The organism is Nocardia sp. NBC_01009, from assembly GCF_045208035.1.
Taxonomy (GTDB): domain Bacteria; phylum Actinomycetota; class Actinomycetes; order Mycobacteriales; family Mycobacteriaceae; genus Nocardia.
In genome coordinates this window covers 513,521-527,248 of the sequence record NZ_CP108695.1, presented here as the reverse complement: position 1 = coordinate 527,248, position 13,728 = coordinate 513,521, and the positions used below count along the sequence as shown (strand labels likewise).

Below are 13,728 nucleotides of genomic sequence, written 5' to 3'. Positions count from 1 at the left end.
AAGGTAGTGGGCGTCTGCATTGCAGATTTCACCGGAGTAGCCTTTGCGCGGAAAAGCCCATATGGCCCGCGATGGCGCCACTTTCCTGCGTTCGGGGAGGATCAGTACGGAACGTTCACGAAATCGGCCAACTCCCTGATCTCCGGCGTCAGCGTTCGCCGCTTCTCGATTATCCCCACAAGGATGTCACGTGCAAACCGTTGCTTCACAAGCCATTCGGGCAGTTCTTGCCGAATCTGCTGAAGCACTGCTAACGCTTCGGGATACTGTCGCATGGCAGCGTGCGCGGCGGCAACATCGAGCCGGTGTCTTTGCCATGGCCACGGCAACGGATATTTCACCCCCGTCAATTTCGTACCGATCGCCAGCGTTGCTTCCGGCTTGTCGATAACCATCGCGTTCTCGGCGGCAAGCATCTGAACAGTCACCGGTCCGAACGCGTGCAACAGGCCATCTTTCGAGTCATGCTCACCATGGCGTATAGCCATGCCGGCCACGCGGGCAAACGCTAGCGCGTCCTCGGCTTCACCAGGCCGGTTATCGCGAATTGCGGCTGTCGAAACCCGTTGCAACATAAGCCCCCACGATGCGAGGTCTTCGCGGGACGCCTTGGATATCCGGCGTGGCTCCAGGTCGTCGGCCCATCGGGTTGCCACTTCCCGCGCCTTTGCAAGATCTCCCTGCCGAATCCAGCGCCAGCAGTCGGCGTCGGCGAGTGGCGCGGCCGTCCGAATGTCCGGTGCATCATCGAGGGCTAGGGCGATAGCGTGGTCGGCTGCATCGAACTGCCATGTAAGGCACATCTGCCACGCCACCATTTGTCGTATGCGAGACCGCAGCCGACGGGCGTCAGTGTTGCCCGAATCTGATACAGACACAAGGTAATCGGCGTCGCGAAGCATCGGTACAAGTGTCGGCGCAAGGTCGATGAATTGCCCGCCGCGGAACAGTGGCTTCGCTTCCGCGAACGTGGCGTTGACACCCGCGACGGTCGGCGGTTCGGTGAACTCGTCGGCGGGATAGATACCGGCCAACGCCTGTCGCACTTCGGCCCACAGCTCCACATCGGTGGTCTCTGGGGCGGCGCTGTCGGGCTTGACGATTAAGGCCGAGGTCTCGACACGTAGCGCGGTCGCCAACTTGCGTGCGGTCTCGGTACGGGTCGTCTCCTGCCCGCCTTGTTCGAGCAGTTGAATCAGTTGCACCGATACGCCGGATCGGTCCGCAAGCTCCCGCTGTGTAAGCCCGCGCCGCTTGCGAATATTGCGCAGGCGATCCCCTAGCTGTGCGCCCATAAAGACACGGTACGCGGCGCCATTCACACCTGTGAGTCCTCAAAATTAGTAGTTTGCAACATAGCTGGTCGGGACTCTCATTGTGACCTTCGCCAGGGCTTGTGAGGCTGGTTCCAGCGCACCCGGCCGCTGGGTTGAAGCCTCGCCCGCGATCCCTCTCTCGACAAGGGCACCCATCGGGCGAAGTGAGTCCGTCGCGGTGGTCCCCGGCGGCCGGTATGTGCCCAAGGGGTGAACAAGACCATGGAGGCCAGTCGATGACCTGGGATGAACTGAAACACGCTCGTGCACGGCTCGAGACCTACGAGATGAAGACAGAGGATCTGATTCGGCTGCGTGACGCGCTTGTGGAACTTTCGGAGGCGATCGAGGACAACGCCGACGTACCGACCCAGTGGGCATGCAACAACGACGGCACATGGAGCCCAGTGTTTCCGGACGGGCGAACGGGTGGGGAGTTCACGTGGGCTCAAATGCTTGCTGCCCGTGGCGAGGACATAGGTGACGTTATCGAATCCCTGATCGACGCGGGGCTAATCACTGCGGTTCAAGAGGTCGGGATTGACGTGTTCGAGCGCGGTAGGGGATGACGGTGGGGTTCCACTGGCGGCGGGAAGACCTTTCGGGCAGCACATCAGTGCAGGAGATCGTGGACCGCGTTCAGGCCGAGTGGAGAGCCGAGAATCGACGAATTCAGGCCATGCAAGAACGGCCAGCGCAGGCGGGCTTCTGGCCTTCCGGGTGGCCGCATGATGCGCCTGAGCGCCCGCTGAGTGTGGATGAAGCGCACATGACGATGCAACGGCATGGCGGGTGTCGCGGAGACGAATGCCCGCGAAAGTCTGCGGCCCGGCAAGCCCTGATCGACGCCGGCCGGATGAAGCCGGATACCTCACGGGAGCCGCGATGAGGTTCGTCGGCGGACGCACGCTCGGAGACGCGACCGATGACGCTGCCGAACTACCCGATCGCCCTGAAAACGCCTCAACCTCGAGCCCTGGTCGCCCTCGCGTCGACCGGCCGCACTCTCCGACCGGAACCCAACGGTGCGCCATGATTGGTACAGCGAATACCATTGCCCACCAAGAGAAATCGCATGCCATGTATATCGATGTGGCCGCGAACGACGACGGCCACGAGAAAGGTCTACTCGTCCACCGCGCCCTTGCTCGCGTACCCGACTCCGACCCGCATGTCATCGAGATCGGCCCCGGGTGTCGGCCTTTCGATGTTGATCGAGTTGTTCGGGGCGCTGCTGGCGACGGGGGTCTGGGTTATCGGCGCGATAGTGGCGTAGGGGAATTCATTCCAACGCAAGGGGCTGCGACACGACGCGAAATCCATTCGCTCTCAGGGGGCGCCCTTTCGGCCGGGCCGATGGCGGTGGCGTCGAGGGCTGCCTCGAGGCTCTTGGCCAGCTGCGCGGGGTCGCCCATGGCGTGGATGTGGGTCTACCAGATCGGTGGGGACTGTTCGAGCAGGTGCTTGGGTAGGGCGGTCTGTTCGATCCCGTTGGCGTGCAAGGCGTCGGTGAGCTTGGGCAGCTCCTTTGGTTGTTGTCTCCACCGGTTGGTGTGACGCTTCGGATTCAGCCGGTGGGTTCGAATTCCCACAGCACCGGTCCGCCGCCCGGACCTTTCGGTATGGGGACGTAGCTGCGGTGGGTGTCTGGGTCGAGTGCCAGCGAATGCGCGCCGTCGGCCAGATGTGTTGATCCGACCGCGACGGTTGTCGCGTCACGCCGGTCGAACAGGCTGACCCAGCCGCTTTCGGCTGCAACGTACAGCCGGTGCGCTCCGGCGTCGTAGGCCAGTACGTCGGGGGTGTCGCCGACCTTGTAGTGGCCGGTGACGGCGCGGTGGGCCAGATCGACGGTGACCATAGCGGCATTGGCCTCGCAGCCGACGAACATCACCTGTCCGGCGACGTCCAGGGCTTGACCGTGAGGACTGGCGCAGCCGGGGGTGGGAATCCGCTCGCTGACCGTGTGTCCCGCCGGATCGATCAGCGCGAGTTCCCCGCGAGCCTGCACAGCCACCACCATCCGGTCCGCGGCCGGGTCATAGACGACGTTGCCGACCTCACCGCCCAAAGCCACGGTGGCGCGGACATCTCCGGTGTCAGCGTCGACGACAGTCTCGGTGCCGGCATGCTCATTGGTCGTCCAGACCGCGTTGCGAACCGGGTCGTAGACCAGGCCGTCGGGATAGATACCGGTCGGTGCGGTGAACAGCACTGCACCACTGTCCTCGTCGAGGGCGACCAGTTGATTGCGGCCGGTGGCCGTGGCAAAGACACGATGCTTGTCGGGGACCACGATCACGCCATGAACGTCAGGCAGATCCGGGATCGTGCGGACCACCTGGTGTCTGTGCACATCGACTTCGACGAGTTCGCCTACACCCATGTGCGCGATGAACAGCAGGCCACGCCCCGGGTCGAGACTGGTGTAGTCGAACCGCGCCGGACCACCGGTCAACACCACCTCACCGACCCTGCGCCAGGGCAGTTCACCGGCATTCGACGGTGGCGACTGCGACGAGTGGGTGCACCCGCTCGCCACCACGGCAACGATCCCCAACAGCGCAGCAAGCCTGCGCGCGAGCCGCATCCTGCACCTCCATGGCCGATGTAAACCGTAGTCGCCGACCAGCCCCCTGGTCTACGATCTCACTCGGCGCCGCCCGCTCCCAGGTCGAGCCGGGTTTCAGGTTTGGTGATGGTTAAGAATCGCCTGACCCGCTAGCTCATCGCCAATGAGAGCGTGTCCGCTCGCTCCAGGTTCGCGGGCGCACCCTCGATGTCACGACACCGGGAGTTGCTGCCGCGCCCCTCCGGGGCTTGCCCCCGATGCGCGTTCACTCCTCGAGCAGCCGCACCGGTCAGCGATGTCCGGGCATGAACCCGGCGAACCTTCGCGAATTGCGATCGCTGGCTTCAGCGTTGCTGTCGATCGAAATTCGTCGGCGCGTCCGCTCGGGACACGTCGACGTGGACGGAATGGGTCGAATCTGCCCGAACAGTCGCTGTCGCACTGCGTGAGCCGGTCGATCTCGCAGGCAAGCCGGGCCCAAAGACCACAACACATATTTCGATAAACCCAGATGGAACTTTCCCCAAGCCCCAAGGATGGTAATGGAACTGCCGATAACCGGGCAGCACGTCTCGGTCGTAGCCAGCGAGTACATGGTCGAGGTCTCGACCGGCGGCGGATTCGAACTCCAGATCGAGGGAGGTATGGAGATCGAATCCAGCCGAGGCGACCGATGGTCTGTTGCGCTCGCGAACGGTTCGCAGAGTGATCTCGAACCCGTCCTTCGCGGCGCGATCACTTCCGCTGTCGTGAATTCTTCGGGAACTCTGACCATCGACTTGGACTCCGGGAATCGGCTCGTGGTCCCGCCAGATGCGGAATACGAGGCATGGACACTCGTAGGTCCGAACGGTTATCGGGTCGTATGCATGCCGAATAGTGAGCTGGCAATTTGGACGGCCGACTGATCGGCTGCCCGATGTACGACGCCGACGACTTGCCAGCCGCCACACATAACCAACACGGCAGCGTGACGAGAACATCGGGTTCCCGAGTGCGCCTAGAGATTCGGCCGCCGTGGAAGTCGGTCTGGGAGTACAATTTTCGGAGCTCGAGCTCCAGCGTGAACTTCAGCGGCCAGGGCGTCGGCGGTCGATACAGCGAGCTGATCATCTGTCGAGAACTGTTCGGACGAGGTCAGCCCCTCGACGAACGACTCGAAATCAGATGCGAGATAGACGACTTCCGGCCCATCGGAGTCGATTTCCACGACCGATGGTTCGCCTGTCGGGCCGCAGGCGCGATAGTCCAGCGCGACCCACCAGTGCCCGTCGCCGTGCAGGAGCACGACCGGTGCGGGAAGTTCCCACTCCTGCACCATGTCCGGCGTATCCAGGAGTGTGAATTCATCCTCGTCGCGGATGCCGTTGAGGTAGTCGAAGCACGCGTAATGCTCCGACCACCCCGACCCCTCGACGGGAAAGGCGTCCCAGCGGTCGGAGACGATGCCGCCGTTGCGTACCCGGAGCAGGCGCAGCAGCGAGGCGGGAAGTCGCACACCGAGTTTTTGCTCGGCGTCTCGGATCGCCGCGTCGGTCAACGCCACATGGTCGTCGTCGGTCGGGTACCGCCAGAAGGATGAGAGGACTTCTTCGAACTTCGCCACGGCCGAAACGATAGGGGTGCAATGGATTTCGAAACTTCCGTAGGTGGGAAGTGCGGAACGCGTCGGCTGAGCTGCGCCCAGGCGTTCCCGTCCCAGCTGCTGGCACGTACCGTGCACCACCGGGCTCCACGAGAGCATCACAGCGTGGTTTCGGCCGTCTCCGGCGAGGCTACCGACGTCGCTTCTCGATCGCCGGGAACGGGATGGTGTCCGCCACCGCTTCGAGTTTCGGAAGTTCGTCGCGGCGCAACGGCAACGTCGGCTGTTCCGCGCGGAACATAGGGGTGGTCCGGTTGGGATCGGCGGGGATCGCGCGCGCCCGGGCCGGGAGCCGGTAGAAGGCGCGGGCGTTGTCTTCGAGGACCTTGACCATGTCGGTGCCGACGACGTCGCAGATCAGGTCCACATCCGAGTCCTTGAACGGGCGGCCTGCGCGGGTACCGGGCAGGTCGGAGCCGAACATGAGGGCTTCGGGGTTCACCGCGTGGATGCGGCGCAACGTTTTGGCGACATTCGAGGCGACGCGGCCGAAACCTGTTGCCTTCACGCGGGCGCCGCGGTCGACCAGGTCGAGGAGGTAGGGCAGGCCCTCGTCCGACATGCCGAGATGGTCGATGGACAAGGCGGGAAGTTTGGAGATGACCGGCTGCAGCGAGCCGAGCATCTGGCCGTCGATGTAGACCTCGACATGCCAACCGACCAGCTCGTGGGCGCGCAGCGCCTGCAGGGTCATGCCGGTGATGTCGGCGGCGGCGCGCTTGAGGTTGAAGCGCAGCGCGCGGACGCCGATCCGGTCCAGTTCGATGATCTCGTCGTCGGTGGCGTCGAGATCGAGGCGGGTCACCCCGACCCAGCCCTCGCCCAATTCGGCGAGTGCCGCCTTGAGATAGGTCTGATCGTTGCCTTGGAAAGAGCCGCTGACCACGGCACCACCGCCGATATCGAAGCGCGACATGCGCTTTCGATAGTCGGCGATGGTGAACGGGTCGGGCAGGTAACCCTCGTTCTCGGCCAGCGGGAACCGCGGGTCGAAGATATGGACATGGGCATCGAACACTTGTACAGAATGCCTCAGTGTCGGAGTTTTCGCTGCCGCAGACGTGACAGTACTTCCGCTCCCCGCACGGACGGATCCGGTGCGATCACATCGAGCGGGGCTCAGACCTTGTGCGGCTCGCTGGCACGCAGCATGTCTTCACGCTCGACCACCTTGACGCGTTCGCGACCCTCCGGCTCGCCGAGGGCGCGCTCGTGCGCGTCCAGGCGGTACCAGCCCTGCCAGGTGGTGAACGGGATGCCCTTGCTCTCCAGGAAGGCGGTCACTGCGTCCAGCTCCGGCTGGGCAGCCGGGGTGAAGTTCGTGCTGTCGTCGAGCAGGCAGGCCACGGTTTCGTTGGCGTCGCCCTTGGTGTGGCCGATGAGGCCGACGGGGCCGCGCTTGATCCAGCCGGTGACGTAGGTGGCGGGCAGGTAGCGGTCGGCGCCGTCCGCGTTCTCGTCACCGATCACGCGACCGGCCTCGTTGGGCACGGTGCCTGCCTGATCGTCGAAGGGCAGGTTGGTGAGGTTCTGTGACAGGTAGCCGACAGCGCGGTACACGGCCTGGACGTCCCAGTTCCGGTACACCCCGGTGCCCTTGACGTTTCCGGTGCCGTCGAGCTGGGTTCGCTCGGTGCGCAAGCCGACGACCTGGCCGTTCTCGCCGATGATCTCCGAAGGGGACTCGAAGAAGTGCAGGAACAGCTTGTGCGGGCGGTTGCCCGCGTCGCGGATGGCCCACTGCTCGAGGGTGTTGGCGATCATGTCGACCTGCTTGGAGTGCCGGCGCGCGGCCTCGGAGCCCTCGTCGTAGTCGATGTCTTCCGGATCGACGATGACCTCGATGGTCGGGGAGTGGTCCAGCTCGCGCAGCTCCAGCGGGGTGAACTTCGCCTGGGCGGGGCCGCGGCGGCCGAACACGTGGACCTCGACCGCCTTGTTGGCCTTGAGGCCCTGGTAGACGTTCGGCGGAATCTCGGTGGGCAGCAATTCGTCGCCGGTCTTGGCGAGCACCCGTGCCACGTCGAGCGCCACATTGCCGACACCGAGGACGGCGACCTTCTCGGCTTCCAGCGGCCAGGTGCGCGGCACATCGGGGTGTCCGTCGTACCAGGACACGAAGTCCGCCGCGCCGTAGCTGCCGTCGAGACCGATGCCGGGGATGTCCAGGGCGCGGTCGGCGTTGGCGCCGGTGGAGAAGATGACCGCGTCATAGAAGGTGCGCAGGTCGTCGAGGGTGATGTCGGTGCCGTAGTCGATGTTGCCGAGCAGGCGCACCTGCGGCTTGTCGAGCACCTTGTGCAGGGCGGTGATGATGCCCTTGATGCGCGGATGGTCGGGCGCGACGCCGTAGCGGATCAGCCCGAACGGAGCAGGCATGCGCTCGAACAAGTCGATCGACACTTGCGCATCGGACTTCATCAATGCGTCGGCGGCGTAGATGCCGGCCGGCCCTGCGCCCACGATCGCGATGCGGAGCGGGCGGGTCGCTGCACTCTGTTCGGTCATCTCTTACGCGCACCCTTAAGGTCGAAAACAATTAATGGCGTCGGTCTTAGCCTAGGCTAACTCGACGCGCCGCTGTGGTTGCACCTGATGTGCGGACACTGGTGCCGACTCGCTGTCATATCAGCTATGACAGCAGGCCGCAGTCTCGCGATTCTATCGGTGGTCCGCGTGGCAGCCCGCGCCGGTGCGGTGACCGGCTTGCGGCCACGACGGCCTGCCTCCCACTGCTTACCCACGGTGTGCCCCGAGGTAACCGATGTGCGCACGGATCCTCCGCGGCGTGTCGCCGAGTTCGGGGGTGGGCGCTCGATAACCCCGCCGACCAGGGATCATCGTGAACATGACCGATCAGCAAGACACCGACGGCGACGCCGTAATCGAGGTCGACCAGACCGACTCCCGCACCCCGTGGCCGTTCATCGCGGCGGCGGTGGTCGCGGTCATCGTGGTCGTCGGGATCGTGCTCGGCGGGCTGCTGTCACCGGCTGAGAAAAATGTCACAGAAGCAGACCGGATCGCGGCGGCGGTCCGCAACTACGCCGAGGCTCGCGGTCGCAGCGACGTCACGCCGCCGCCGGGTGTGGCGTGCGACGGATTCGACGAGCGCAAGTCGTCGCTGGCCACCCAGCTCGGCGGCCTCGAAACCGGAAAGACCGTCGAGATAACAAAAATCGAGAATCCGATGGTCGACGGTGACCGGGCGAAGGCGACGGTCACCACGGAGGTCGACGGCAAGGCAGCCACGGCGACCTGGAATCTGACGCGATCGGGCGACCGCTGGCTCATCTGCGGTTGACCATCCCGCGTCGTGAACTGGGGTTTGACAGGGTGACCCCCGCCCAGGCAATCTCAGAACCAGGTCATGAGAACCAGCGTCAAGCCCCGGCTTGCTGGTCGGCAACCCTCCTCCGCGGCGGGGTGCTCCGGGTGACGACCTGGCCGCGCACCGAAACCCAGGTGCGGCAAGAGCGGATTCACAGGAGGTCCACATGAGTTATGCCGGTGACATCACCCCGCAGCAGGCGTGGGAATTACTGCGGGACAACCCCGAAGCCGTCCTGGTGGACGTGCGTACCGAAGCCGAATGGCGCTTCGTCGGAGTTCCCGACACCACATCGATCGAGCGCCCGACGGTGCTGATCGAGTGGGTCGACGGCACCGGCACCCGCAATGGTGCGTTCGTCGAGCAGCTGACCCAGGCGCTCGACGGCCGCAACCCGGAGGCCCCCGTCGTGTTCCTGTGTCGCTCCGGCCAGCGTTCCGCGCATGCCGCGAACATCGCGACCGGGGTCGGGATCGGACCGTCCTACAACGTGCTGGATGGCTTCGAGGGCGGCCTCGACGCGACCGGTCATCGTGGCGGCTCCGGCTGGCGGGCCATCGGCCTCCCGTGGCGGCAGTCGTGATCACCGGCGGCTCCTTCGACAAGCCACTGCCCGATGGCGTCGGTCCGGCGACCCTCGGCGTGCGCGGTGGCTTGCGACGCTCCGGTTTCGAGGAGACGGCCGAAGCGCTGTATCTGACCTCCGGCTTCGTCTACGAGAGCGCCGAGGCCGCCGAGGCCGCGTTCACCGGCGATGTCGAACATTTCGTCTACTCCCGCTACGGCAACCCGACGGTCGCCATGTTCGAGGAGCGGCTGCGGCTGATGGATGGCGCCGACGCCTGCTTCGCCACGGCGAGCGGCATGTCCGCCGTCTTCACCGCGCTCGGCGCGCTGCTCGGCGCCGGTGACCGACTGGTGGCCGCACGCAGCCTGTTCGGCTCCTGCTTCGTGGTGTGCAACGAGATTCTGCCGCGCTGGGGGATCGAAACCGTCTTCGTCGACGGTGACGACCTGGATCAGTGGGAGCAGGCATTGTCGGTGCCCACCCAGGCGGTGTTCTTCGAGACGCCTGCCAACCCGATGCAGACGCTGGTGGACGTGCGCCGGGTCACCGAACTCGCACACGCCGCGGGCGCGAAGGTGGTGCTGGACAACGTCTTCGCCACGCCGCTGCTGCAGCGTGGTTTCGAACTCGGCGCCGACGTCCTGGTGTATTCCGGTACCAAGCACATCGACGGCCAGGGCCGGGTGCTCGGCGGCGCGATTCTCGGTGCGCAGGACTACATCGATGGCCCGGTGAAGAATCTGATGCGCCACACCGGTCCCGCCTTGAGCCCGTTCAATGCGTGGACGCTGCTCAAGGGCTTGGAGACGATGCCGCTGCGGGTGCGTCATTCCACGGAATCCGCGCTGCGCATCGCTCAGTTCCTCGAGGGCAACAAGTCTGTCGGCTGGGTGAAATACCCCTTCCTGGAATCACATCCGCAGCACGCACTGGCCGTGAGCCAGATGAGCGGCGGCGGCACGGTGGTCACCTTCGAGCTGAACGCGCCTGCGGATGAGGGCAAGAAGCGCGCCTTCGAGGTGCTCAATCGCTTGCGCATCGTCGACATCTCCAACAACCTCGGCGACTCCAAGACCCTCATCACCCACCCGGCCACCACCACCCACCGCGCCATGGGCCCGGAAGGTCGCGCGACCATCGGCCTCACCGACGGCGTCGTCCGCATCTCGGTGGGTCTCGAAGACGTCGAAGACCTTCTCGACGACCTCGACCACGCTCTCAGCTAGAGCGTCCGCGCCGCGAGCGGGACATCGTCGAGTAACCAGCACGGTGATGTCCCGTTCGGCGACCTGCGGCGCCGCCGGGTGCCTACCCTGGACGTATGCGGATCTCGGTGGCGGCAGACGAGCGTGTCGGGGTGGCGAAGGAACTGATCGAGGAGCTGCATCGGCGCGGGCTGGAGACGCTCGCGCACGGGGCGCTTTCCGAGGTGGAGCGCGACGACTGGGCCTGGGCCAGTGCGGCGGCGGCGCGTGATGTCGCCGAGGGGCGAGCCGAGCAAGCCATCGTTTGCTGCTGGACCGGAACCGGTGCGTCGATCGCCGCGAACAAGGTGGCCGGTATCCGGGCCGCGCTGTGTGGTGATGCCGCCACCGCGGCCGGTGCGCGCAAGTGGAATGACGCGAATGTCCTTGCGCTGAGCCTGCGGACGACCTCGAGTGCCCTGCTGACGGAGATCCTCGACGCCTGGTTCGTGACGGAGCCGAGCACGGACTCGGACGATCGAGCCAATATCGCGCACCTCTCGAAGCTCGAGCGCACCCACTGAACGAATCGGGTCGGCCCGTTCCTGCACCGATCCGCAGGTCGCGCGCCCTTTGCCCCGTACCGTCGAGCGCCTGAACCCGTGGTGTCGCGGTGTGCCCGGTGATAGGGGCGGGCGTAGTCGAATGGTTGCTCTGCCTTCGTAACCAACCGCCATTTCGCTACCGTCGATGACCTCCCGAGATCGGCCTCGCTTGCAGTGTTGACAGGATGCTGTCAAATATGACAGGATACTGTCATGTCCACGCAAACAGTTCACATGGCCGTTTATGACACTCTCGCCGACTGGGAGGTTGGTGCTGCCACTGCGCACATCAACAAGCACGACTGGCATAAAGAGCCCGGAAAGTTCCAGGTCAAGACGGTCGGGCTGACCACGGATCCGATCACCACGATGGGTGGGGTGCGGATTGTGCCGGATGTGGCGATCGCCGACCTCGCCCCGGCCGACAGCGCGATGCTGATCCTGCCCGGCGCCGATACGTGGGTTACGGGTGAACTTGCCCCGTTCGCGCGGCTGGCCGGGGCGTTCCTCGATGCGGGTGTGCCGGTCGCGGGCATCTGTGGCGCCACCTTCGGGCTGGCGAAGGAGGGTCTGCTCGACACTCGCGCGCACACCAGTAATGTCGCGGAATTCCTTGCCTACAGCGGATATTCGGGCGGCGACCGCTACGTGAACGAGCCTGCGGTGACCGACGGCGATCTGATCACCGCGAGCGGGACCGCACCCTTCGAGTTCGCCCGCGAGGTGCTGGGCAGGCTCGGTGTGTACGAGCCGCACGTGCTCGACGGCTGGTACCGGCTCTATGCGCACAGTGATCCGGCAGGCTATGCCGTGCTCGCCGAATACGAGGCGCAGATGGCGGGAACCTCCCACTGAGGGACAATCCACGGCGATCCGATCGAACGGTCGGATCGCCGACGATCCACATCGAGGAGGTGGCATGCCCGGCACCGAAAGCCGTGCGGCACAGGAGGACTGCTCGGCATGAGTGACACACCTGAACAGGAGCTCTTCAGCACCGCCGCCATCACCTCGTTCCGGCTCAATGGCCAATTCCTCACGATCGCAGAAGAACTCGCCCAGCCCGGGGGCATTACTGCGGCTTGGTGGCAAGTGCTCGGCGGGGTGCTGCGCGAACCGCTTCCGGTGGCGGGCATCGCGAGGGCGATGGGCATTACCCGTCAGAGCGTGCAGCGCATCGCGGATCTGTTGGTGGACAAGGGACTTGCCGAATACCGCCCGAACCCCGCCCACCGCCGCGCGAAATTGGTGGCGCCCACCGACGCCGGTCGCGACGCCATCAAGCGCATCAACCCCCATCACGCCGTGATGGCACAGCGACTGGCGGCCGAACTCGGCCCAGAACAGCTTGCCCGCACTGTGGACGTACTGACCAAGCTGTCGGCGGCGCTGGACGCGATTGCCGACGAACGAACCTGAACGCCACCCAGATCGCCGTCACAAGCTCGCCGGACACGCGCTGATCGGTGGGCGCCGCCGCAGTGCCGGGTCTCTGCTCGGTCATTGCCCTGAGACCGCAGGGACCGCTCAGTCACCGAGACTTCCCGCACGGAACTGCCGGGCTGACAATGCACCTCTGCTGTGCGCCATTGTCGGTGTGGGGACCGCTGGTCATAGCACTCACGATCGCCTATACCCGCCGCCGTCGCGCAGGGAGCCCTGCCGGATCCACGAAGACCGGTGCAGTGCAGCGTGTTCGACCCGACTGCGGTCGTCTTCGAACGGTCAGTCGGTGAACGGTGTCCGGGTACGGCCGACGAGGTCCGCGACCGAATCGACGACCAGGGTCGGACGGTAGGGGAATTGCTCTACCGAGGCGCGGGTGGAGATGCCGGTGGTGACGAGGATGGTTCGCATACCCGCCTCGAGTCCGGAGATGACGTCGGTGTCCATTCGGTCGCCGATCATCACGGTGGACTGGGAGTGGGCGCCGATGCGGCGCAGGGCCGACCGCATCATCAGCGAGTTCGGCTTGCCGACGTAGTAGGGGTCGCGGCCGGTCGCGCGGGTGATCAGGGCGGCGACCGAGCCGGTGGCAGGCAGCAGGCCGTCGCGGGAAGGACCGGTCGGGTCCGGGTTGGTGGCGATGAACCGGGCGCCGCGGTCGACGAGGCGGATGGCGGTGGTGATCGCCTCGAAGGAGTACGTGCGGGTCTCGCCGAGCACGACATAGTCGGGATCGCTGTCGGTCAGCACGTAGCCGATCTCGTGCAGCGCCGTGGTGAGCCCGGATTCGCCGACGACATAGGCGGTTCCGTTCGGGCGCTGGTCATTGAGGAAGGTGGCGGTGGCCAGGGCGGAGGTCCAGATGGCCTCTTCCGGAATGTCCAATCCGGTGTGGCGCAGCCGGGCCTGCAGGTCGCGCGGGGTGCGGATCGAGTTGTTGGTGAGCACCAGGAACGGGATCTCGTTGGACCGCAGCTCTGCCAGGAACTTGTCCGCCCCCGGGATCATGTGGTCCTCGTGCACCAGCACGCCGTCCATGTCGGTGAGATAGGAGAGGATGG

15 protein-coding genes and 1 riboswitch are annotated in these 13,728 nt (G+C 65.3%); of the genes, 8 read left to right on the top strand and 7 right to left on the bottom strand.

What is annotated here, in order from left to right; all coding sequences use genetic code 11:
* Positions 1 to 101 precede the first annotated feature (101 nt).
* Entirely contained in the window at positions 102 to 1,295 is a 1,194-nt protein-coding gene (locus tag OHA42_RS02400) for a helix-turn-helix domain-containing protein (RefSeq protein ID WP_406234181.1), read from the bottom strand.
* A gap of 257 nt (positions 1,296 to 1,552) precedes the next feature.
* On the opposite strand from OHA42_RS02400, the gene OHA42_RS02395 reads away from it, so the two are divergent.
* Positions 1,553 to 1,885, top strand: coding sequence for a hypothetical protein (locus OHA42_RS02395; protein ID WP_406234179.1), 333 nt, complete (start codon positions 1,553 to 1,555; stop codon positions 1,883 to 1,885).
* Positions 1,886 to 2,441: 556 nt separating this feature from the next.
* Here the strand turns inward: OHA42_RS02395 and OHA42_RS02390 are convergent.
* Positions 2,442 to 2,612, bottom strand: a complete 171-nt coding sequence (locus tag OHA42_RS02390) for a hypothetical protein (RefSeq protein WP_406234177.1) — start codon at positions 2,610 to 2,612, stop codon at positions 2,442 to 2,444.
* 271 nt (positions 2,613 to 2,883) lie between these two features.
* Positions 2,884 to 3,906 (bottom strand): YncE family protein, encoded by a 1,023-nt coding sequence (locus tag OHA42_RS02385; RefSeq protein WP_406234175.1) that lies wholly within the window; start codon positions 3,904 to 3,906, stop codon positions 2,884 to 2,886.
* A gap of 524 nt (positions 3,907 to 4,430) precedes the next feature.
* Here OHA42_RS02385 and OHA42_RS02380 point away from each other — a divergent pair.
* Positions 4,431 to 4,796 (top strand): DUF6188 family protein, encoded by a 366-nt coding sequence (locus tag OHA42_RS02380; RefSeq protein WP_406234173.1) that lies wholly within the window; start codon positions 4,431 to 4,433, stop codon positions 4,794 to 4,796.
* Positions 4,797 to 4,888: 92 nt separating this feature from the next.
* Here the strand turns inward: OHA42_RS02380 and OHA42_RS02375 are convergent, their stop codons facing one another.
* The 3 genes from OHA42_RS02375 to OHA42_RS02365 form a co-directional block, all read right to left on the bottom strand.
* Positions 4,889 to 5,494: an SMI1/KNR4 family protein gene (locus OHA42_RS02375; RefSeq protein WP_406234171.1), complete on the bottom strand. Its 606-nt coding sequence runs from the start codon at positions 5,492 to 5,494 to the stop codon at positions 4,889 to 4,891.
* A 169-nt stretch (positions 5,495 to 5,663) separates the two neighbouring features.
* Positions 5,664 to 6,551, bottom strand: coding sequence for an amidohydrolase family protein (locus OHA42_RS02370; RefSeq protein ID WP_406234169.1), 888 nt, complete (start codon positions 6,549 to 6,551; stop codon positions 5,664 to 5,666).
* Between the two features lie 101 nt (positions 6,552 to 6,652).
* On the bottom strand, positions 6,653 to 8,041 hold the full coding sequence (locus tag OHA42_RS02365) for an FAD-dependent oxidoreductase (protein WP_406234167.1): 1,389 nt from the start codon (positions 8,039 to 8,041) through the stop codon (positions 6,653 to 6,655).
* A gap of 340 nt (positions 8,042 to 8,381) precedes the next feature.
* Between OHA42_RS02365 and OHA42_RS02360 the strand changes: the two genes are divergently transcribed.
* The 6 genes from OHA42_RS02360 (at position 8,382) to OHA42_RS02335 (ending at position 12,640) form a co-directional block, all read left to right on the top strand.
* Complete coding sequence (locus tag OHA42_RS02360; RefSeq protein ID WP_328406942.1) at positions 8,382 to 8,837, top strand: hypothetical protein; 456 nt, start codon at positions 8,382 to 8,384, stop codon at positions 8,835 to 8,837.
* A gap of 62 nt (positions 8,838 to 8,899) precedes the next feature.
* Positions 8,900 to 9,016: riboswitch (SAM riboswitch) on the top strand.
* A 14-nt stretch (positions 9,017 to 9,030) separates the two neighbouring features.
* Complete coding sequence (locus OHA42_RS02355) at positions 9,031 to 9,447, top strand: rhodanese-like domain-containing protein (protein WP_406234165.1); 417 nt, start codon at positions 9,031 to 9,033, stop codon at positions 9,445 to 9,447.
* Positions 9,444 to 10,658, top strand: coding sequence for an O-succinylhomoserine sulfhydrylase (locus tag OHA42_RS02350; RefSeq protein ID WP_406239011.1), 1,215 nt, complete (start codon positions 9,444 to 9,446; stop codon positions 10,656 to 10,658). The genes OHA42_RS02355 and OHA42_RS02350 overlap by 4 nt, the downstream gene beginning before the upstream one ends.
* Before the next feature lie 95 nt (positions 10,659 to 10,753).
* A complete protein-coding gene (locus OHA42_RS02345; protein WP_406234164.1) occupies positions 10,754 to 11,200 on the top strand; it encodes an RpiB/LacA/LacB family sugar-phosphate isomerase in 447 nt (148 codons plus the stop codon).
* 234 nt (positions 11,201 to 11,434) lie between these two features.
* On the top strand, positions 11,435 to 12,076 hold the full coding sequence (locus OHA42_RS02340) for a type 1 glutamine amidotransferase family protein (RefSeq protein WP_406234162.1): 642 nt from the start codon (positions 11,435 to 11,437) through the stop codon (positions 12,074 to 12,076).
* A gap of 108 nt (positions 12,077 to 12,184) precedes the next feature.
* Positions 12,185 to 12,640, top strand: a complete 456-nt coding sequence (locus OHA42_RS02335; protein ID WP_406234160.1) for a MarR family winged helix-turn-helix transcriptional regulator — start codon at positions 12,185 to 12,187, stop codon at positions 12,638 to 12,640.
* A 306-nt stretch (positions 12,641 to 12,946) separates the two neighbouring features.
* Here OHA42_RS02335 and OHA42_RS02330 read toward each other — a convergent pair whose 3' ends face one another.
* Positions 12,947 to 13,705, bottom strand: a complete 759-nt coding sequence (locus OHA42_RS02330) for an HAD-IIA family hydrolase (RefSeq protein ID WP_406239009.1) — start codon at positions 13,703 to 13,705, stop codon at positions 12,947 to 12,949.
* Between the last annotated feature and the right edge of the window lie 23 nt (positions 13,706 to 13,728).